General features: G+C 65.0%; 23 protein-coding genes. 20 read left to right on the top strand and 3 right to left on the bottom strand.

The features are described from left to right. The first annotated feature begins 6 nt into the window (after positions 1–6). From rplX to AB4Y64_RS17095, 17 genes are all read left to right on the top strand, one after another. Entirely contained in the window at positions 7–321 is a 315-nt protein-coding gene (gene rplX / locus AB4Y64_RS17175) for a 50S ribosomal protein L24 (protein ID WP_158733586.1), read from the top strand. 11 nt (positions 322–332) lie between these two features. Continuing rightward, positions 333–875 (top strand): 50S ribosomal protein L5, encoded by a 543-nt coding sequence (gene rplE, locus AB4Y64_RS17170; RefSeq protein WP_158733585.1) that lies wholly within the window; start codon positions 333–335, stop codon positions 873–875. An 18-nt stretch (positions 876–893) separates the two neighbouring features. Continuing rightward, a complete protein-coding gene (gene rpsN, locus AB4Y64_RS17165; protein WP_441817678.1) occupies positions 894–1,199 on the top strand; it encodes a 30S ribosomal protein S14 in 306 nt (101 codons plus the stop codon). A 181-nt stretch (positions 1,200–1,380) separates the two neighbouring features. Beyond that, positions 1,381–1,779 (top strand): 30S ribosomal protein S8, encoded by a 399-nt coding sequence (gene rpsH, locus AB4Y64_RS17160; RefSeq protein WP_200606499.1) that lies wholly within the window; start codon positions 1,381–1,383, stop codon positions 1,777–1,779. 14 nt (positions 1,780–1,793) lie between these two features. Then, positions 1,794–2,321, top strand: coding sequence for a 50S ribosomal protein L6 (gene rplF, locus AB4Y64_RS17155; RefSeq protein WP_441817677.1), 528 nt, complete (start codon positions 1,794–1,796; stop codon positions 2,319–2,321). Positions 2,322–2,368: 47 nt separating this feature from the next. Next, the gene (gene rplR / locus AB4Y64_RS17150; protein ID WP_441817676.1) at positions 2,369–2,722 is read left to right on the top strand and encodes a 50S ribosomal protein L18; all 354 of its coding nucleotides are present in this window, start codon (positions 2,369–2,371) and stop codon (positions 2,720–2,722) included. Positions 2,723–2,892: 170 nt separating this feature from the next. Beyond that, positions 2,893–3,435: a 30S ribosomal protein S5 gene (gene rpsE / locus AB4Y64_RS17145; RefSeq protein WP_441817675.1), complete on the top strand. Its 543-nt coding sequence runs from the start codon at positions 2,893–2,895 to the stop codon at positions 3,433–3,435. Continuing rightward, a complete protein-coding gene (gene rpmD, locus AB4Y64_RS17140; protein ID WP_241918682.1) occupies positions 3,428–3,628 on the top strand; it encodes a 50S ribosomal protein L30 in 201 nt (66 codons plus the stop codon). The genes rpsE and rpmD overlap by 8 nt, the downstream gene beginning before the upstream one ends. Further along, positions 3,628–4,071, top strand: a complete 444-nt coding sequence (rplO, locus tag AB4Y64_RS17135) for a 50S ribosomal protein L15 (protein WP_441817714.1) — start codon at positions 3,628–3,630, stop codon at positions 4,069–4,071. Before rpmD ends, rplO begins: the two co-directional genes overlap by 1 nt. 7 nt (positions 4,072–4,078) lie before the next feature. Continuing rightward, a complete protein-coding gene (gene secY / locus AB4Y64_RS17130; RefSeq protein ID WP_441817674.1) occupies positions 4,079–5,443 on the top strand; it encodes a preprotein translocase subunit SecY in 1,365 nt (454 codons plus the stop codon). A gap of 232 nt (positions 5,444–5,675) precedes the next feature. Further along, positions 5,676–6,032, top strand: coding sequence for a 30S ribosomal protein S13 (rpsM, locus tag AB4Y64_RS17125; RefSeq protein WP_441817673.1), 357 nt, complete (start codon positions 5,676–5,678; stop codon positions 6,030–6,032). Between the two features lie 12 nt (positions 6,033–6,044). Further along, on the top strand, positions 6,045–6,437 hold the full coding sequence (rpsK, locus tag AB4Y64_RS17120; RefSeq protein ID WP_055902370.1) for a 30S ribosomal protein S11: 393 nt from the start codon (positions 6,045–6,047) through the stop codon (positions 6,435–6,437). Between the two features lie 14 nt (positions 6,438–6,451). Beyond that, entirely contained in the window at positions 6,452–7,081 is a 630-nt protein-coding gene (gene rpsD, locus AB4Y64_RS17115) for a 30S ribosomal protein S4 (protein WP_200606492.1), read from the top strand. Between the two features lie 18 nt (positions 7,082–7,099). Beyond that, positions 7,100–8,098, top strand: coding sequence for a DNA-directed RNA polymerase subunit alpha (locus AB4Y64_RS17110; protein WP_158733575.1), 999 nt, complete (start codon positions 7,100–7,102; stop codon positions 8,096–8,098). Between the two features lie 214 nt (positions 8,099–8,312). After that, on the top strand, positions 8,313–8,687 hold the full coding sequence (gene rplQ / locus AB4Y64_RS17105; protein WP_441817672.1) for a 50S ribosomal protein L17: 375 nt from the start codon (positions 8,313–8,315) through the stop codon (positions 8,685–8,687). A gap of 139 nt (positions 8,688–8,826) precedes the next feature. Next, positions 8,827–9,333 (top strand): disulfide bond formation protein B, encoded by a 507-nt coding sequence (locus AB4Y64_RS17100; RefSeq protein ID WP_441817713.1) that lies wholly within the window; start codon positions 8,827–8,829, stop codon positions 9,331–9,333. A gap of 79 nt (positions 9,334–9,412) precedes the next feature. Continuing rightward, on the top strand, positions 9,413–10,801 hold the full coding sequence (locus AB4Y64_RS17095) for a class II 3-deoxy-7-phosphoheptulonate synthase (protein ID WP_441817671.1): 1,389 nt from the start codon (positions 9,413–9,415) through the stop codon (positions 10,799–10,801). Positions 10,802–10,931: 130 nt separating this feature from the next. On the opposite strand, the gene AB4Y64_RS17090 is transcribed toward AB4Y64_RS17095, so the two are convergent. From AB4Y64_RS17090 to typA, 3 genes are all read right to left on the bottom strand, one after another. Beyond that, positions 10,932–12,593: an amidase gene (locus AB4Y64_RS17090; protein ID WP_441817670.1), complete on the bottom strand. Its 1,662-nt coding sequence runs from the start codon at positions 12,591–12,593 to the stop codon at positions 10,932–10,934. Positions 12,594–12,656: 63 nt separating this feature from the next. Then, complete coding sequence (locus tag AB4Y64_RS17085) at positions 12,657–13,130, bottom strand: DUF2127 domain-containing protein (RefSeq protein WP_441817669.1); 474 nt, start codon at positions 13,128–13,130, stop codon at positions 12,657–12,659. Positions 13,131–13,182: 52 nt separating this feature from the next. Next, positions 13,183–15,012 (bottom strand): translational GTPase TypA, encoded by a 1,830-nt coding sequence (gene typA, locus AB4Y64_RS17080; RefSeq protein WP_441817668.1) that lies wholly within the window; start codon positions 15,010–15,012, stop codon positions 13,183–13,185. 204 nt (positions 15,013–15,216) lie between these two features. Between typA and AB4Y64_RS17075 the strand changes: the two genes are divergently transcribed. The 3 genes from AB4Y64_RS17075 (at position 15,217) to AB4Y64_RS17065 (ending at position 18,274) form a co-directional block, all read left to right on the top strand. After that, the gene (locus AB4Y64_RS17075; protein WP_441817667.1) at positions 15,217–15,714 is read left to right on the top strand and encodes a peptidylprolyl isomerase; all 498 of its coding nucleotides are present in this window, start codon (positions 15,217–15,219) and stop codon (positions 15,712–15,714) included. 319 nt (positions 15,715–16,033) lie between these two features. Continuing rightward, positions 16,034–17,239, top strand: a complete 1,206-nt coding sequence (locus AB4Y64_RS17070; protein ID WP_441817666.1) for a pyridoxal phosphate-dependent aminotransferase — start codon at positions 16,034–16,036, stop codon at positions 17,237–17,239. A 48-nt stretch (positions 17,240–17,287) separates the two neighbouring features. Beyond that, positions 17,288–18,274: a malate dehydrogenase gene (locus AB4Y64_RS17065; protein WP_441817665.1), complete on the top strand. Its 987-nt coding sequence runs from the start codon at positions 17,288–17,290 to the stop codon at positions 18,272–18,274. Positions 18,275–18,282 lie beyond the last annotated feature (8 nt).

Here is an 18,282-nt window from a genome sequence, read left to right as displayed (position 1 = left end):
ATTTATATGAACCGTATCCGCAAGGGCGATCAGGTGATCGTCACCGCCGGCAAGGACAAGGGCAAGAAGGGCGACGTTGTGCGCGTACTCGGCGAGAAGGTCGTCGTGTCGAACATCAACATCGTCAAGCGCCACACCAAGCCGAACCCGCAGGCTGGCCAGCCTGGCGGCGTGGTCGAGCGCGAAGCGCCGATCCACATTTCCAACGTGATGCTTTTCAACCCTGCCACCGGCAAGGGCGAGCGCATCGGTTTCAAGGTGCTGGAGGATGGACGCAAACTGCGTGTGTTCCGCTCCAGCGGTGAGGCGGTTGACGCCTAAGGAATGCTGATATGACCACCCGGCTTGAAAAGTTCTACAAGGACGAAGTCGTCCCGTCGCTGACCCAGAAGTTCGGTTACAAGAACCCGATGGAAGTGCCGCGCCTTTCCAAGATCACGATCAACATGGGCGTCGGCGAAGCCGCGACCAACAAGAAGATCCTGGAAAACGCCGTTGCCGACCTGACCAAGATCGCTGGCCAGAAGCCGATCGTGACCAAGTCCCGCGTGTCGGTGGCTTCGTTCAAGATCCGCGACGGTTGGCCGATCGGTTGCAAGGTGACGCTGCGTCGCGCCCAGATGTTCGAGTTCCTGGACCGCCTGATCAACATCTCGCTGCCCCGCGTGCGTGACTTCCGCGGCGTGTCGGGTCGTTCGTTCGACGGCCGTGGCAACTACAACATGGGCGTGAAGGAACAGATCATCTTCCCGGAAATCGACTTCGACCAGGTCGACGCCCTGCGCGGCATGGACATCGCGATCACCACGACCGCGAAGACCGACGCTGAAGCCAAGGCACTGCTGGAAGCCTTCCGCTTCCCGTTCCGCAACTGATCCAATAGGACTGACACAATGGCTAAGACCTCCATGGTCAACCGCGAGATCAAGCGGGCCAAGCTTGCCAAGCAGCACGGCGGCAAGCGCGACGCACTGAAGAAGATCATCTCCAGCCAGACGGCCTCGTACGAGGACAAGATGGATGCAGTGGTCAAGCTGCAGAAGCTGCCGCGCGACTCCTCGCCGAGCCGCCAGCGCACCCGTTGCGTGCTCTCGGGCCGCCCGCGTGGTGTCTACCGCAAGTTCGGCCTCGGCCGCAACATGCTGCGCAAGGCCACCATGAACGGCGACGTTCCGGGCCTGCGCAAGGCCAGCTGGTAACAAAACGCGCCGGCAAGTCTGCTAGACTTGCCGGCTCGCTCGTTCCAAGGCACTCCGGCCGGAAGGGCGGGGTGCCGGTCGTTTGGGGGTTTGCCCCTTCCGGCCCGTTTTGCCGCCCTCACGGGCATACAACTGAATTCGCAATCCCGCGGATATCGGTGCTACTCATAGGTAATTAATCATGAGCATGACTGATCCCATCGCCGACATGCTGGTTCGCATCAAGAATGCGGCCGCTGTTCGCAAGCAGACGGTGAAGATGCCGTCGTCCAACATCAAGATCGCCATCGCCAAGGTCCTGAAGGACGAAGGCTACATTCTTGATTCGCGCGTGACCCCGGTCAGCGCCGGCAAGTCCGAGCTCGAAATCTCGCTGAAGTACTACGAAGGCAAGCCGGTGATCGAGCGCCTCGAGCGCTTCTCCCGTTCGGGCCTGCGCCAGTACCGCGGCAAGTCGGAGCTGCCCAAGGTCCTGGGCGGCCTCGGCATCGCCATCATCTCCACCTCGAAGGGCATCATGACCGATGCGCAGGCGCGCCAGCAGGGCGTCGGCGGTGAAGTCCTGTGCTTCGTGGCTTAAGGGAGGAATAGACCATGTCCCGAGTTGCCAAGAAGCCGGTTGCCCTCCCGAAGGGCGTCGAGCTGAACATCCAGGCTGATTCGATCAGCGCCACCGGCCCGAAGGGCACGCTGTCGGTCGCCAAGCCGGCCGCCATCGCGGTCAAGATCGAAGACGGCCACGCCGTGTTCTCGACCGAAGACGCCGCGCTGATCCCGCTGACCGGCACCCTGCGCGCCATCCTCGCCAATCTGGTGAAGGGCGTGTCGGAAGGCTTCGAGCGCAAGCTCGAGCTGGTCGGCGTCGGTTACCGCGCCGCCATGCAGGGCAAGGACCTGAGCCTGGCGCTCGGTTTCTCGCACCCGGTCCTGTTCAAGGCGCCGGAAGGCATCACCATCGCCACCCCGACCCAGACCGAGATCCTGGTCCAGGGCGCGGACAAGCAGCGCGTTGGTGAAGTGGCGGCCAAGATCCGCGGCTTCCGTCCGCCGGAGCCGTACAAGGGCAAGGGCGTCAAGTACGCCGGCGAAGTCATCATCCGCAAGGAAGCCAAGAAGGCCTGATCCTAGACAGGATCCCCGGCACTTCAGCTTTCGGAGACACAGAAATCATGAACAAGAACATCGCTCGCCTGCGTCGCGCCAAGTCCACCCGTTCGCACATCCGTGAGCTCGGCGTGCCGCGCCTGACGGTCCTGCGCACGGGCCAGCACCTGTACGCCCAGGTCTTCACCGCCGACGGTTCCAAGGTCCTGGCTGCCGCCTCGACCGTGCAGGCCGACGTCAAGGAAGGCCTGAAGAACGGCAAGAACTCCGACGCCGCCGTGAAGGTTGGCCGCGCCATCGCCGAGAAGGCCAAGGCAGCTGGCATCGAGAAGGTCGCATTCGACCGCTCGGGCTACCGCTACCACGGTCGCATCAAGGCCCTGGCCGATGCCGCTCGCGAGGGCGGCCTGCAGTTCTAAGGCTTGAATGGCTTGAATGCGTGGGGCTTCGGCCCCACGCAGAAGTTTCCTCCCGCCGACACGGGTCTGTGTCGGGCGCGTCCACGGGTTCCCGGGTTCGCGAAACACCCGCGGTAAATCACAACCATAAGCGGCCACGCCGCAAATCCTTCAACTAACGAGTATTCGAAATGGCAGAAGAACAACGTGCACCGCGGGGTCGTGATCGCGACCGCAACCGCGAAGAGATCGACGATGGCATGATCGAGAAGCTGATCGCGGTCAACCGCGTCAGCAAGACCGTCAAGGGCGGTCGCCAGTTCACCTTCACCGCACTGACGGTGGTGGGCGACGGCAACGGCAAGGTCGGCTTCGGTTACGGCAAGGCACGCGAAGTGCCGGTCGCCATCCAGAAGTCGATGGAATATGCCCGCAAGAGCATGAACAACGTCGACCTGAACAACGGCACCCTGTGGCACTCGGTCAAGGCCGGTCACGGCGCAGCCCGCGTGTTCATGCAGCCGGCTTCCGAAGGTACCGGCGTGATCGCCGGCGGCGCAATGCGCGCTGTCCTGGAAGCGGTTGGCGTGAAGAACGTGCTGGCCAAGGCCGTCGGTTCGCGTAACCCCATCAACCTCGTTCGCGCCACCCTCAAGGGCCTGGGCGACATGCACTCGCCGGCGAAGATTGCCGCCAAGCGTGGCAAGAAGGTGGAGGATCTGAACCATGGCTAAGACTGAAGCCACCACGAGCGGCACCGTCAAGGTGCGCCTGGTCAAGGGTCTGCGTGGCACCCAGTCGCGTCACCGCCTGTCGGTGCGTGCGCTGGGCCTGAACAAGCTCAACGATGTGCGTGTACTGAAGGACAGCCCGCAGGTTCGCGGTCTGATCAATCAGCTGCACTACCTCGTCAAAGTCGAGGAGTAATCGACATGCGTCTCAACACTCTGCAACCCGCTGACGGCGCCCGCCAGGAGCGCACCCGTGTCGGCCGTGGTATCGGTTCGGGCCTGGGCAAGACCTGCGGCCGCGGCCACAAGGGCTCGTTCGCACGCTCCGGCAAGGGCAAGATCAAGGCTGGCTTCGAAGGCGGCCAGATGCCCATGCAGCGTCGCCTGCCCAAGATCGGCTTCCGTTCGAAGCTGCTCAAGGACACCGCCGAAGTGATGCTGTACCAGCTGGAGAAGCTGGAAGCCGGCGAGATCGACTTCGCAGCGCTCAAGGCCGCCAAGCTGGTGCCCAGCACCGCCAAGCAGGCCCGGATCGTCAAGAAGGGCGAGATCAGCAAGAAGTTCGTACTCAAGGGCGTGGCCGCTACGGCCGGCGCCAAGGCCGCTATCGAAGCGGTCGGCGGCAAGGTCGGGGAGTAAGGACTAGATGGCGCGCAGCGGTAGCAATGCGGTTGCCGGTATCGGTGGCGGGCTCGGGAAGTTCACCGAGCTCCGTCAGCGCCTGCTGTTCGTCGTCGGTGCTCTGATTGTCTACCGCATCGGTTGCTACATCCCGGTGCCGGGCGTCAATCCGGAGGCGATGCTCCAGTTGATGGAGACCCAGAAGGGCACCATCGTGGACATGTTCAACATGTTCTCCGGTGGCGCCCTGCATCGCTTCAGCCTGTTCGCGCTGAACGTCATGCCGTACATCTCGGCGTCGATCATCGTGCAGCTGCTGGTGCAGATCGTGCCGAGCCTGAAGGCCATCCAGAAGGAAGGCGAGTCGGGCCGTCGCAAGATCAACCAGTGGTCGCGCATGGGTGCGATCCCGCTGGCCGTGTTCCAGGCCTGGGGTATCGCCACGGCCTTGCAGGCCGGCGGCGCGAGCCAGGGCATCGCGGTGGTCTACAACCCGGGTCCGGGCTTCATCCTGACCGCGGTGATCGCGTTGACCGCGGGCACCATGTTCCTGATGTGGCTGGGCGAGCAGGTGACCGAGCGCGGCATCGGCAACGGCGTCTCGCTGATCATCTTCTCGGGCATCGTCGCGGGCCTGCCCGCCGCCGTCATCGGCATGTTCGAGCAGATCCGCAACGGCGACATGAGCGCCCTGGTCGCGATCGCGGTCGTGGCCATCGTCATCGGCTTCACCTTCTTCGTGGTGTTCGTCGAGCGCGGCCAGCGCCGGATCACGGTCAACTACGCCCGTCGTAGTGGCGGTCGCAGCGCCTACCAGAACCAGTCCTCGTTCCTGCCTCTTAAGCTGAACATGTCGGGCGTGATCCCGGCCATCTTTGCCTCGAGCATCGTGATGTTCCCGGCGACGGCGGCGAACTGGTTCAGCCAGGGCAACACCGGTTCGACGCTCCACCGCGTCAGCCAGTGGCTGAACCCGGGCGAGCCGCTGCACATGATCCTGTACGCGGGTCTGATCGTCGGTTTTGCGTTCTTCTACACCGCGCTGGTGTTCAACTCGCAGGAAACGGCCGATAATCTCAAGAAGTCGGGTGCGTTGATCCCGGGCATCCGTCCCGGCAAGTCGACCGCTGACTATATCGACGGTGTGCTGACCCGCCTGACGGCGGCCGGCGCGATCTACCTGGTCCTCGTGTGCCTCCTCCCGGAGGTCATGCGTACCGAACTGGGCACCTCGTTCTACTTCGGCGGCACCTCGCTGCTGATCGTGGTCGTGGTTGTCATGGATTTCATCGCCCAGATCCAGGCTCATCTGATGTCGCATCAGTACGAGAGCCTGCTGAAGAAGGCGAACTTGAAGGGCGGCTCGCGCGGCGGTCTCGCGCGCGGGTGAATCCGGACCATTCCGCGCGCCAGAGTAGCGCGCGGGGAGGGGCAGGGCGGTTCGCCGCCTTGCCCGTCCAGTCCAGATTCGTCGCCGGAGCATGGGCACACTCCCCATGCCGGGCTTTGCTGCGCCCCCGGGCGCGGTAGGGCTTCCTATTAACCCGAGACCTTAGTATACTTTCCAGTTCACTCCGCCGGGATTAATCCGTCCTGGCCGCCAATCAGTTGGAGATCGCGTTATGGCGCGTATTGCGGGCGTCAATCTGCCTGCCCAGAAGCATGTCTGGGTTGGGCTCCAGAGCATTTACGGCATCGGCCGTACCCGTTCCAAGAAGGTCTGTGTCTCGGCTGGCGTCACCGCCACCACCAAGATCCGTGACCTTTCCGAGCCGGAAGTCGAGCGCTTGCGCGCCGAAGTCGGCAAGTTCGTTGTCGAAGGCGACCTCCGTCGCGAGATCGGCATCGCCATCAAGCGTCTGATGGACCTGGGCTGCTTCCGCGGCCTGCGTCACCGTCGCGGTTTGCCGCTTCGCGGCCAGCGCACCCGGACCAATGCACGTACCCGCAAGGGCCCGCGCAAGGCCATCAGGAAGTAAGGGACACAGACCATGGCTAAGCCGGCTGCTGCCAAAACCAAGAAGAAGATCAAGCGTGTCGTCACCGACGGCATCGCCCACGTCCACGCTTCTTTCAACAACACCATCATCACGATCACCGACCGCCAGGGCAACGCGCTCTCGTGGGCGACCTCGGGCGGCGCGGGTTTCCGCGGTTCCCGCAAGTCGACCCCGTTTGCCGCCCAGGTGGCTGCCGAAAAGGCAGGCCGTGCTGCGCTCGACTACGGCGTGAAGTCGCTGGAAGTGCGCATCAAGGGTCCGGGTCCGGGCCGTGAGTCCGCCGTTCGTTCGCTGAACAACGTCGGTTACAAGATCATGAACATCATCGACGTGACGCCTATCCCGCATAACGGGTGCCGTCCGCCGAAGAAGCGTCGCGTCTGAGGAGCTGAAGAAAAATGGCTCGTTATATTGGTCCCACCTGTAAGCTCGCTCGTCGCGAAGGCGCCGACCTCGGCTTGAAGTCGTCCGCTCGCGCACTTGATTCCAAGTGCAAGCTCGAGCAGAAGCCCGGCCAGCATGGCCCGACAGCCCGCAAGGGCAAGCTGTCCGATTACGCCACCCAGCTTCGCGAGAAGCAGAAGGTCAAGCGTATCTACGGTCTGCTGGAGCGTCAGTTCCGCAACTACTACAAGAAGGCCTCGACCAAGAAGGGCAACACGGGTGAAAACCTGCTGCAGCTCCTCGAGACCCGCCTGGACAACGTCGTCTACCGCATGGGTTTCGCGGTGACGCGTCCGGCCGCCCGCCAGCTGGTTTCGCACCGCGGCGTCACGGTCAATGGCAAGTCGGTCAACCTGCCTTCGTACCAGGTCAAGGCTGGCGACGCGATCGCGCTGGCCGAACGCGCCCAGAAGCAGCTCCGCGTGCAGGAATCCCTGACCGTGGCGCAGCAGATGGACCTCTCGCCGTCGTGGGTTGAAGTCGACAGCAAGAAGTTCGCGGGTGTGTTCAAGGCTGTTCCGGATCGTGCTGACCTGCCGCAAGACATCAATGAAGCGCTGATCGTCGAGCTGTACTCGAAGTAATCCAGGAGACGCCACAACATGACGGTTACCGCAAACCAGGTGCTGCGCCCGCGCGGCCCCCAGATCGAACGCCTTACGGGCAACCGTGCCAAGGTCGTGATCGAGCCGCTGGAGCGTGGCTATGGCCACACCCTCGGCAATGCGCTGCGCCGCGTGCTGCTGTCGTCGATCCCGGGCTTCGCAATCACGGAAGTCGAGATCGATGGCGTGCTGCACGAGTACACCACGGTCGAAGGCCTGCAGGAGGATGTCCTGGAGGTTCTGCTGAACCTCAAGGACGTCGCCATCCGCATGCACACCGGCGAGTCGGCGACCCTGTCGCTCGCCAAGCAGGGCCCCGGCATCGTCACCGCCGGTGACATCAAGACCGACCATAACGTCGAGATCCTCAACACCGAGCATGTGATCGCGCACCTGACCAAGGACACCGCGCTCAACATGCGTCTGAAGATCGAGCGTGGTTTCGGCTACCAGCCGGCCGCCGCTCGTCGTCGCCCGGACGAGGAAACCCGCGCCATTGGTCGCCTGATGCTGGACGCCAGCTTCTCGCCGGTCCGCCGCGTCGCGTATGCCGTTGAAGCGGCCCGCGTGGAGCAGCGCACCGACCTGGACAAGCTGGTTCTCGACATCGAGACCAACGGCACGATCGACGCCGAGGAAGCCGTCCGCACTGCGGCCGACATCCTCACCGACCAGCTGTCGGTGTTCGGCGACTTCACCCACCGCGATCGCGGTGCGGCGAAGCCGGCCACCAGCGGCATCGACCCGATCCTGCTGCGTCCGATCGACGACCTCGAGCTGACCGTGCGTTCGGCCAACTGCCTCAAGGCCGAGAGCATCTACTACGTCGGCGATCTGATCCAGAAGACCGAAGTCGAGCTGCTCAAGACCCCTAACCTCGGCAAGAAGTCGCTCACCGAGATCAAGGAAGTCCTCGCCCAGCGCGGTCTTTCGCTCGGCATGAAGCTGGAAAACTGGCCGCCCGCTGGCATCGCCCAGCACGGCATGATGGGCTGAGCCTAACCGCTCAGGTCAGCACAGGCCGCACCAACTGGTGCGGCCTGTGTGCTTGAAAGAAGCGCGCTCTAAAGAAGCAAGAAACCGACGAGCCTGAAGGCTCGCGGCAAGCCGGCCACGGAGGGTCGGTTCGGGCCACCCGCAGTCCACTGTGTCAGCGCCTGGATGGCGACAGCGAAGTTCAACGACTCAACATTCATCAGGAATCACGACCATGCGCCACCAGAAAGCCGGCCGTAAGTTCAGCCGCACCAGTGCTCACCGCGATGCCATGTTCACCAACATGGCGGCCTCGCTGATCAAGCACGGCCTCATCCGTACCACCCTGCCCAAGGCCAAGGAGCTGCGTCGCGTCGCCGAGCCGCTCATCACCCTGGGCAAGGTCGATGGCGTTGCCAACCGCCGCCTTGCCTTCTCGCGCCTGCGCGACAAGGAAGCCGTCGGCACGCTGTTCACCACCCTCGGCCCGCGTTACCAGTCCCGTCCGGGCGGCTACCTGCGCATCCTCAAGTGCGGTTTCCGCGCTGGCGACAATGCGCCGATGGCCTACGTCGAGCTGGTCGACCGTCCGGAAGCTGCCGCGGAGTAATTCCCGCGCGCAATGTGTTTCGCAGAACCCCGGCCCCGTGCCGGGGTTTTGTTTTTTCGGGCGTCGAGTGCGATGAACGGTTGCCGCGATGCGCCAGGGCGGGTGGATGCGCTTCGACATCGCCGTTAAGCTTGGCGGCATGACCAACGCCATCCTGCGCGGCTCGTTCCGCATCCAGTTCCTGCTCGGATTCCTCGCCTGCGCCGGCCTGTTGGGGTACGCGTTCTACCTCCAGCTCCACGATGGCCTCGAGCCGTGCCCGCTGTGCATCTTCCAGCGCGTGGCCTTCTTCGCGATGGGGCTGGTGTTCCTGGTTGGCGCGCTGCATGCGCCCAAGGGTGCCGGCGGTCGGCGTGGTTATGGCATCGCGGCGCTGATCGCCTCGCTGGCAGGCATTGCCGTGGCCGGCAACCACGTGCGCCTGCAACACCTGCCGCCCGACCAGGTGCCGTCCTGCGGCCCGGGCCTGGACTACATGCTCGAAGCGATGCCGATCACCGGCGTGATCCGCAAGGTCATGACCGGCTCGGGCGAATGTGCCAGCGTCGACTGGACCTTCCTCGGCCTGTCGATGCCGACCTGGAGCCTGGTCTGTTTCGTGCTGCTGGCGATCTGGGCCGCCCAGGCAGCGTTCCGTCGCCGCTAGGCCACTGTTGCCGCTGTAACGGTTGCAGGGCGCCTGACTAGCGCCCATAGTGATTCGCCGCATTGCAGCATTTCGTGTCATGCCCACGTCCGATCGCAACCTCCGTGCCGTCAACCTGCCCACCGACTGGAATCCGCAGTCGTGGCGCAACCGTACTGCGATGCAGTTGCCGCAGTATCCGGACGCGGATGCGCTGGAGTCGGCACTGGCCGAGCTGCGCGACCTGCCGCCACTGGTGACGTCGTGGGAGATCCTCTCGCTCAAGCAGCAGCTGGCCGAAGCCCAGGAAGGCAAGCGCTTCCTGCTGCAGGGCGGCGATTGCGCCGAGAGCTTTGCGGCCTGCAATTCGGGCGTGATCTCCAATCGCCTCAAGGTGCTGCTGCAGATGAGCCTGGTGCTCGTCCACGGCATGCGCAAGCCGGTGGTGCGCGTGGGCCGCTTCGCCGGTCAGTACGCCAAGCCGCGCTCGACTGACACCGAAACGATCGGTGACGTGACGCTGCCGAGCTTCCGCGGCGACATGGTCAACGCGCCGGAGTTCACTGCCGCCGCGCGAGCGCCCGATCCACGCCGCATGATCAAGGCGCATGCGCGCTCGGCGATGACGATGAACTTCGTCCGCGCCCTGATCGACGGCGGTTTCGCCGACCTGCACCACCCCGAATACTGGAACCTGAGCTGGGTCGGGCACTCCGAGCTGGCCGACGAATACCGGCGCATGGTCAATGCGATCGGCGATGCCGTGCGCTTCATGGAGACGCTGTCGGGTTCGGAGGTGCACAACCTCAACCGCGTCGACTTCTACACCTCGCACGAAGCGCTGCTGCTGCCCTACGAAGAATCGCTGACGCGCCAGGTGCCGCGCCATTGGGGCTGGTTCAACCTCAGCACGCATTACCCGTGGATCGGCATGCGCACCGCTGCGGTCGATGGCGCGCACGCCGAATACTTCCGCGGCATCCGCAATCCGATTGCGCTCAAGGTCGGGCCGTCGGTGACGCCGGAGCAACTGCTGCGCACGATCGACCTGCTCAATCCCGAGGACGAACCGGGCCGCCTGACCTTCATCCACCGCATGGGCGCGACCGGCATTGCCGAGAAGCTGCCGCCGCTGCTGGATGCGGTGCGTCGCGATGGCCGGCGCGTGCTGTGGGTGTGCGACCCGATGCACGGCAACACCGAGAGCACCAGCAACGGCTACAAGACCCGTCGCTTCCGCAACATCCGCAGCGAGCTGGAGCAGGCGTTCGAGCTGCACGCCGCGGCGGGTACGCGCCTGGGTGGCGTGCACCTGGAGCTCACCGGCGAAGATGTCACCGAATGCCTGGGTGGCGCGCGCGAGCTGACCGAGAGCGATCTGGAGCGGGCATACCTGTCGACGGTGGATCCGCGCCTGAACTACGAGCAGGCGCTGGAGATCGCGATGCTGATCGTGCGCAAGCAGGCGCAGATCGTGGCGCCGGCGTAAGGGCTGCAAGGGCCGGTGCGGCGCAATGCCCTTGTATGCGAAAGCGGCGTCCATGGATCCCCGCTTTCGCGGGGATGACGATCAAGATGGATCCCCGCTTTCACCGGGATGACGAGCCAGGCGAGGTTCGTCAGCCCTTATTGGTTGCGATGGCCACGGTCGCCAGGAACTGCGGCGCCTTGCGAACCTTGGTTTTCTGCTCGAAGGCATACGCCAGTTCGATCAGTCTGGGTTCGCTCCATGCCGCGCCCATGAAGACGATGCCGATCGGCAGACCGAAACTGTCGCCCATCGGCACGGTGATGCTGGGCGTGCCAGCGACCGCGGCCGCGCCGTAGCCCTCACCGAGGAAGTGGTCGCCGTTGACCGGGTCGATCAGCCATGCCGGTGCGGTGGCCGGCGCCACCACGGCGTCGAGGCGGTTGGCGGCCAGCGTCGCTTCCAGGCCTTCGGCGCCTGCCAGGCGCCGGGCCTTGCTGCGGGCTTCGATATAGCCGATCTCGTCGAGCGCGCCCTTGGCCTGTGCGCGTTCGAAAAGCTCCTGGCCGAAGTACGGCATTTCCTTGCCGGCGTTCTTCCGGTTGTATTCGATCAAGCCCGCCAGCGAGGTCACCTGCGCGCCGCTGCGCGACAGGTAACCGTCGATGCCGTGCTTGAACTCGTACAGCATCAGGTCCATTTCCGGCTCGCTCCACGATCCGTCGCCGGCGATCTCGACGTCGACGACTTCGGCCCCGGCCTTGCGCATCGCTTCGAGGCTGCGCTCGAGCGCGGCGTCGGCATCCGGGTGGAAACCCATCGCCTTGCGCAGTACACCGATGCGCGCGCCGCGCAGGCCGTCGGCGTTGAGTCGCGCGTGGTAGTCGAACATGGCCCGGCCGGTGCTTTCCGCAGTCGCTGGATCGGCGTCGTCGCGACCGACGATCGCCGACAGCAGCACCGCGGCGTCGGCGACGCTGCGCGCCATCGGGCCCGCCGTATCCTGACTGTGCGAGATCGTGATGATGCCGTTGCGGCTCACCAGGCCAACGGTCGGCTTGATGCCGACCAGGCCGGCGACCGACGACGGGCAGATGATGCTGCCGTCAGTCTCGGTGCCGATCGCGGCGGCGGCCAGGCTGGCGGCAATGGCGCTGCCACTGCCCGAGCTGGAGCCGCACGGCGAACGGTCGAGTGCGTACGGGTTGCGGGTCTGCCCGCCGCGCGCGCTCCAGCCGGAGCTCGAGCGCGAGGAGCGGAAGTTCGCCCATTCGCTGAGGTTGGTCTTGCCCAGGATCACCGCGCCGGCATCGCGCAGGCGCGCGACCAGGAAGGCATCGGTGCGCGGATGGTTGGAGGCCAGGGCAAGCGAGCCGGCCGAGTTCACCATCGGCGTGGCGTCGATGTTGTCTTTGAGCAGGATCGGCACGCCGTGCAGCGGGCCGCGCACGCGTCCGGCCTTGCGCTCGGCATCGCGCGCATCGGCTTCCTTGAGGGCGTCCGGGTTGGTCTCGATGACCGCGTTGAGGCGCGGGCCGGCATCGTCGATGGCGGCGATCTGGTCGAGGTAGGCCTGGGTCAGCGCATGGCTGCTGAGCTCGCCGCGCTCCATGCGCGCCTGCAGTTCGGCGATGCCGACCTCGGCGAACGCGAATCCCCCCTTGGCGGTTCGGGCGCCGGGCGCCGGGCTTGCGTTGGCAGAAGCGACAGCCGCCACCGGCTTCGGAGCAGGCTCCGTGGCGCGCTGGCAGGCAGGCAGCAAGGCGATCATCGTCGCCAGTGACAACGTCATCGGTACAGGCAAAGAGCGCATTGCGATTCCCCGGTCGCGGATGGCCGCCACCGAGCATACGCGAATCTGAATCGCCGCCAGCCCTTATTGGCGGCGCTTGACCAGGTCGCGTGCCAGCACTGCGACGACGATCAAATTGATGGCCAGGACGGCCACCGAGGTCCACCCGGGGTGGTGGTACACGGCGTAGACGTCCAGGGGCAGGTAGATCGCCGCGCTGATGCAGCCCAGCCAGGAGGCCCAGGCCTTTGCCCGCCACAGGCCCCAGGCCTCGAGCAGGCGTAGCAGGCCGTAGGCGAACACCACCGCCGCGGCCAGGTGCACGCCGTCCGGGTTGATGACCCGGTTCAACCAGGCCAGCGCACCTTCGTTGGGGTCAAGCTGGAATCGGGCGATCAGCTCGTGCAACCAGCGCAGCAGAGGTGCTGGTCCGAGAAGTTCGAGGCCGCTGGCTGCCAGCAATGCCAGCAGGCCCTTGGCGGCCTCGAAGATCGCGATCACATGCAATCCCGGATGCGCGTGCGGATCCGGGTTGTAGTGGTGCTGGGCGTCGGTCATGGTGGCGAGGCGAGGCCCGGCACTGGGTGCGACGTGGTGTGAGCGACGTGGATCAGGCAGCGCGCGATGCGCGCTTGCGATCCGACTCGCTCAGGTGCTTCTTGCGCAGGCGGATTTCCTTCGGGGTGACTTCAACCAGCTCGTCGTCCTCGATGAAGTCCAGGGCCTGCTCCAGCGAGTACTTGATCGCCGGGGTCAGCTTGATCGCATCGTCCTTGCCCGAGGCGCGCATGTTGGTCAGCGGCTTGGGCTTGATGGCATTGACCGTGAGGTCGTTGTCCTTGGAGTGGATGCCGATCAGCTGGCCCTCGTACACCTGGTCGCCTTCGGCGGCGAACAGGCGGCCGCGCTCTTCCAGCGGTCCGAGCGAGTAGGCCGGAGTGACGCCGGCGGCATTGGCGATCATCACGCCGTTCTGGCGCTTGGCGATCGCGCCGGTTTCCTTCGGACCGTAATGGTCGAACACGTGGAACAGCAGGCCCGAACCCTGGGTCAGGGTGCGGAACTCGTTCTGGAAACCGATCAGGCCACGGGCCGGGATCATGTAATCAAGGCGCACGCGACCCTTGCCGTCGGACTCCATGTTCTTCAGCTGGCCCTTGCGGACGCCCAGCTTCTCCATGACGCCGCCCTGGTGCTGCTCTTCGATGTCGACCACCAGCTGCTCGACCGGCTCCATCATCTGGCCGTCGATCTGCTTGATGATGACTTCCGGGCGCGACACGGCCAGCTCGAAGCCTTCGCGGCGCATGTTCTCGATCAGCACCGACAGGTGCAGCTCGCCACGGCCGGAGACCAGGAACTTGTCCGGGTCGGAACCTTCTTCAACCTTGAGGGCCACGTTGTGCAGCGTCTCGCGCTCGAGGCGCTCGCGCAGCTGGCGGCTGGTCAGGAACTTGCCACCGCTCAGGTCCTTGTTGCCGGCGAACGGCGAGTTGTTGACCTGGAACGTCATCGAGATGGTCGGCTCGTCGACGGTCAGCGCCGGCAGCGCTTCCGGGAAGTCGAGGGCGCAGACGGTGTCGGAGATCGACAGGTCGGCGACGCCGGAGATGGCGACGATGTCACCGGCCTCGGCTTCCTCGGTCTCCAGGCGCTCCAGGCCCATGAAGCCCAGCACCTGCAGGACCTTGCCCTGGCGCTTCTTGCCTTCGCGGTCGATCACGCTGACCGGCATGTTGCGGCGGACCTTGCCGCGCTGGATGCGGCCGATGCCGATCAGGCCGACGAAGTTGCTGTAGTCCAGCTGGCTGATGCGCATCTGGAACGGGCCGTCCATGTCGACCTGCGGCGGCGCGACGTGCTTCATGATCGCTTCGTACAGCGGGGTCATGTCGCCATCGCGGGCGCTGTCGTCGAGGCTGGCGTAGCCGTGCAGCGCCGAGGCGTAGACGATCGGGAAGTCGAGCTGCTCGTTGGTGGCGCCGAGCTTGTCGAACAGGTCGAAGACCTGGTCGATGACCCAGTCAGGGCGGGCGCCCGGACGGTCGATCTTGTTGACGACCACGATCGGCTTGAAGCCCATCGCGAACGCCTTCTGGGTGACGAAGCGGGTCTGCGGCATCGGGCCGTCCATCGCGTCGACGAGGATCAGCACCGAGTCGACCATCGACAGCACGCGCTCGACCTCACCGCCGAAGTCGGCGTGGCCTGGGGTGTCGACGATGTTGATGCGGTTGCCCTGCCAGGTGATGGCAGTGTTCTTGGCAAGGATCGTGATGCCACGTTCCTTTTCCTGGTCGTTGCTGTCCATCGCGCGCTCGGCCAGCACCGTGCGTTCAGACAGGGTGCCCGACTGCTTGAGCAGGCAGTCGACGAGGGTGGTCTTGCCATGGTCGACGTGGGCGACGATGGCGATATTGCGGAGGCGTTCGATGGACATGCGAAAAGGCCGGCAGACCGGCGCTCGGGCGAGGAGGTAGCCGGGCATTATACCTGTCAATGATGACGTCTGCCTGTTCAGCTGGAGACGCCGGCAGTACCCTTGTCAACGGCTCCGGGCGTCGCCATCTGAACGGCGAGCCTGAACGCTTTTGCCCCTGATTTCCCCGCAAACACCCCCCGACACGTCCCAGGAGACGGATTCATGAGCCTGATCGCCACCTTCGACACCGACCGCGGCCCGATCCGCATCGAACTCGCCGCCGACAAGGCGCCGCTGACGGTCGCCAACTTCGTCAACCTGGCCCAGCGCGGCTTCTATGACGGCCTGAGCTTCCACCGCGTCATCAATGACTTCATGGTCCAGGGCGGCTGCCCGCTGGGCACTGGCACCGGCGGCCCGGGCTACCGCTTCGAGGACGAGGCCCGCAACGGCCTGAGCCACGAGCGCGGCGTGCTGTCGATGGCCAATGCCGGCCCGGGCACCAACGGCAGCCAGTTCTTCATCACCCACGTTCCGTGCCCGTGGCTCGACGGCAAGCACACGGTCTTCGGCAAGGTCCTCGAGGGCCAGCAGATCGTCGACAGCGTCAAGCAGGGCGACACGATCAAGTCGGTCAAGATCGAGGGCGATACGGCAGCGGTGCTGGCGGCCAAGGCTGACCGCGTTGCGGAGTGGAACAAGACGCTCGATGCGAAGTAATCCGGCATGCCGGATTACTCCCCAAGGTTCGCTTAGCGAACCTTGGGCCCCACGCCACTTAGCGCCAATTCCCCGCGCTGCCGCGCAGCCCCTTTACTAAAGGGGCTTGTGGCCCGGAGGGCGGTTCAGTGCAGTCCAAGGCGCCCGCTCCGGCGTTGCCGGGCGGGCGGGGCAAGGGCCGGAACGAGTGTCCAGGGACGCTCCGACTCATTCGTGCAACGAGCCGGCAGGTGCCCCCGTGCTAACATTTCGCGGCTCGATGGCGGCTGGTTCCCGTGCCGCCCACAGCGACCCCACATCGACTCCAGAGGTTCCCGCGATGCCCCAGCTTGCCCGGCGCATCGGTCGCGCCAAGCCCAGCGCGATCATGCAGGTTGCCGACAAGGCCAAGCGGCTCAAAGCCGAAGGCCGCGACATCATCAGTTTCTCGATTGGTGTTCCCAACTTCCTCCCCGGTGACCATGTCTATGCCGCGGCGCGTGATGCGCTGAGCAAGGACAGCGGCCAGTACGGCAGCAATCGCGGTGCCGACGCGATGCTCGATGCGTTCATCGAGCACATGGCGAAGATCGGCCTGACCGGTTACGGCCGGGTCAACATCGCCACCGGCATCGGCGCCAAGCACGTCATCTACAACCTCGCCGAAGCGCTGCTCGACGAAGGCGACACGATCGTCTTCCCGACGCCGTACTGGACCAGCTACCTCGACATCGCCGACATCGTCAACGCGAAGATCGACCTGCTGCCGTGCCCGGCCTCGCAGGACTACAAGCTCACCCCGGCGCAGCTCGATGTCGCGCTGGCGAAGAAGCCCAAGGTGTTCCTGTTCAACAATCCCTCGAACCCGACCGGCATGGTCTATTCGAAGGAAGAGATCGACGCGCTGGCCGACGTCGTCGCCAAGTACCCGGACACCTGGGTCATCACCGACGACATCTACAACCGCATGGTCTTCGACGGCCTGGGCTACCACAACTTCGTGCACTCCCGTCCGGAGCTGCGTGAGCGCGTGATCTTCATCGACTCGCTGTCCAAGACCTACGGCATGCCCGGTTGGCGCGTGGGCTTCATGGCCGGTCCCGAAGCGGTCGCGCAGTCGATCGTGACGATGAACTCCAACCACATCACCAACATCCCGGAGATCGTCAGCGCCGCTGCGGTTGCCGCGCTGTCGGGTCCGCAGGACGTGCCGGTGGCCAAGTGCGCCGAGTTCCAGGCCAAGCGCGACCAGGTGATGGCGGTGATGGACTCGATCCCGGGCGTGATCTGCCCGCGTCCGCAGGGTGCGTTCTACGTGTTCCCGGACATCAGCGTCGCCTTCGGCAAGACCCACGGCCCGACGGGCACGAAGATCGGCAACGACGTCGACTTCTGCAACGCGCTGCTGGAAGCCAAGGGCGTGGCCTGCGTGCCGGGTTCGGCGTTCGGCGAGCCGCGCGCGCTGCGCATCAGCTACACCTGCCCGACGCCGCAGCTCGCTCCGGGCCTGCAGCGTTTCCAGGAATTCTTCGCAGAGCTTTCGTAATCCATGGCGGGGTGCGTGTCACCCCGCTTTTCATTTCAGGAGTTACCCATGAAGACCCCCGTCCGCGTTGCCGTTACCGGTGCTGCCGGCCAGATCGGCTATTCGCTGCTGTTCCGCATCGCTTCCGGCGAAATGCTCGGCAAGGACCAGCCCGTCATCCTGCAGATGCTCGAGCTGCCGATGGAGAAGGCCCAGGCCGCGCTCAAGGGCGTGATGATGGAGCTGGAAGATTGCGCGTTCCCGCTGCTGGCCGGCATGGTCGGCACCGATGACGCCGAAGTTGCGTTCAAGGACGCCGACATCGCCCTGCTGGTCGGCGCGCGTCCGCGCGGCCCGGGCATGGAGCGCAAGGACCTGCTGCTGGAGAACGCGAAGATCTTCACCGCGCAGGGCGCTGCTCTGAACAAGGTCGCGTCGCGCAACGTCAAGGTGCTCGTCGTCGGCAATCCGGCCAACACCAATGCCTACATCGCCATGAAGTCGGCGCCGGACCTGCCGGCGAAGAACTTCACCGCGATGCTGCGCCTGGACCACAACCGTGCGCTGTCGCAGCTTGCGTCCAAGGCCGGCGTGGCCGTGGCCGACATCGAGAAGCTGGTCGTGTGGGGCAACCACAGCCCGACGATGTATCCGGATTACCGCTTCGCGACCGTCAACGGTGCATCGCTGAAGGACAAGATCAACGACGCCGACTGGAACGCCAACACGTTCATCCCGCAGGTCGCCAAGCGCGGTGCGGCGATCATCGAGGCGCGTGGTCTGTCGTCGGCCGCTTCGGCCGCCAATGCCGCCATCGACCACATCCGTGACTGGGTGCTGGGCAGCAACGGCAAGTGGGTGACGATGGGCGTTCCGTCCGATGGCAGCTACGGCATTCCGGAAGGCGTGCTGTACGGTGTGCCGGTGACCACGGCCAATGGCGAGTACACGCGCATCGAAGGCCTGGCAGTCGACGAGTTCAGCCGTGCGGCGATGGACAAGACGCTGGCCGAGCTGGAAGAAGAGCGCGCTGGCGTGGCCCATCTGCTGGGTTGATCGACTGT

Source organism: Lysobacter sp. TAF61 (assembly GCF_052113485.1).
Lineage (GTDB): Bacteria > Pseudomonadota > Gammaproteobacteria > Xanthomonadales > Xanthomonadaceae > Lysobacter_J.
This window is presented reverse-complemented; position numbering and strand designations above follow the sequence as displayed.

Bases quoted from the DNA above. Each gene is read 5' to 3' on its own strand.
- rplX (WP_158733586.1), top strand. From the start codon at position 7: ATGAACCGTATCCGCAAGGGCGATCAGGTGATCGTCACCGCCGGCAAG.
- rplE (WP_158733585.1), top strand. From the start codon at position 333: ATGACCACCCGGCTTGAAAAGTTCTACAAGGACGAAGTCGTCCCGTCG.
- rpsN (WP_441817678.1), top strand. From the start codon at position 894: ATGGCTAAGACCTCCATGGTCAACCGCGAGATCAAGCGGGCCAAGCTT.
- rpsH (WP_200606499.1), top strand. From the start codon at position 1,381: ATGAGCATGACTGATCCCATCGCCGACATGCTGGTTCGCATCAAGAAT.
- rplF (WP_441817677.1), top strand. From the start codon at position 1,794: ATGTCCCGAGTTGCCAAGAAGCCGGTTGCCCTCCCGAAGGGCGTCGAG.
- rplR (WP_441817676.1), top strand. From the start codon at position 2,369: ATGAACAAGAACATCGCTCGCCTGCGTCGCGCCAAGTCCACCCGTTCG.
- rpsE (WP_441817675.1), top strand. From the start codon at position 2,893: ATGGCAGAAGAACAACGTGCACCGCGGGGTCGTGATCGCGACCGCAAC.
- rpmD (WP_241918682.1), top strand. From the start codon at position 3,428: ATGGCTAAGACTGAAGCCACCACGAGCGGCACCGTCAAGGTGCGCCTG.
- secY (WP_441817674.1), top strand. From the start codon at position 4,079: ATGGCGCGCAGCGGTAGCAATGCGGTTGCCGGTATCGGTGGCGGGCTC.
- rpsM (WP_441817673.1), top strand. From the start codon at position 5,676: ATGGCGCGTATTGCGGGCGTCAATCTGCCTGCCCAGAAGCATGTCTGG.
- rpsK (WP_055902370.1), top strand. From the start codon at position 6,045: ATGGCTAAGCCGGCTGCTGCCAAAACCAAGAAGAAGATCAAGCGTGTC.
- rpsD (WP_200606492.1), top strand. From the start codon at position 6,452: ATGGCTCGTTATATTGGTCCCACCTGTAAGCTCGCTCGTCGCGAAGGC.
- AB4Y64_RS17110 (WP_158733575.1), top strand. From the start codon at position 7,100: ATGACGGTTACCGCAAACCAGGTGCTGCGCCCGCGCGGCCCCCAGATC.
- rplQ (WP_441817672.1), top strand. From the start codon at position 8,313: ATGCGCCACCAGAAAGCCGGCCGTAAGTTCAGCCGCACCAGTGCTCAC.
- AB4Y64_RS17100 (WP_441817713.1), top strand. From the start codon at position 8,827: ATGACCAACGCCATCCTGCGCGGCTCGTTCCGCATCCAGTTCCTGCTC.
- AB4Y64_RS17095 (WP_441817671.1), top strand. From the start codon at position 9,413: ATGCCCACGTCCGATCGCAACCTCCGTGCCGTCAACCTGCCCACCGAC.
- AB4Y64_RS17090 (WP_441817670.1), bottom strand. From the start codon at position 12,593: ATGCGCTCTTTGCCTGTACCGATGACGTTGTCACTGGCGACGATGATC.
- AB4Y64_RS17085 (WP_441817669.1), bottom strand. From the start codon at position 13,130: ATGACCGACGCCCAGCACCACTACAACCCGGATCCGCACGCGCATCCG.
- typA (WP_441817668.1), bottom strand. From the start codon at position 15,012: ATGTCCATCGAACGCCTCCGCAATATCGCCATCGTCGCCCACGTCGAC.
- AB4Y64_RS17075 (WP_441817667.1), top strand. From the start codon at position 15,217: ATGAGCCTGATCGCCACCTTCGACACCGACCGCGGCCCGATCCGCATC.
- AB4Y64_RS17070 (WP_441817666.1), top strand. From the start codon at position 16,034: ATGCCCCAGCTTGCCCGGCGCATCGGTCGCGCCAAGCCCAGCGCGATC.
- AB4Y64_RS17065 (WP_441817665.1), top strand. From the start codon at position 17,288: ATGAAGACCCCCGTCCGCGTTGCCGTTACCGGTGCTGCCGGCCAGATC.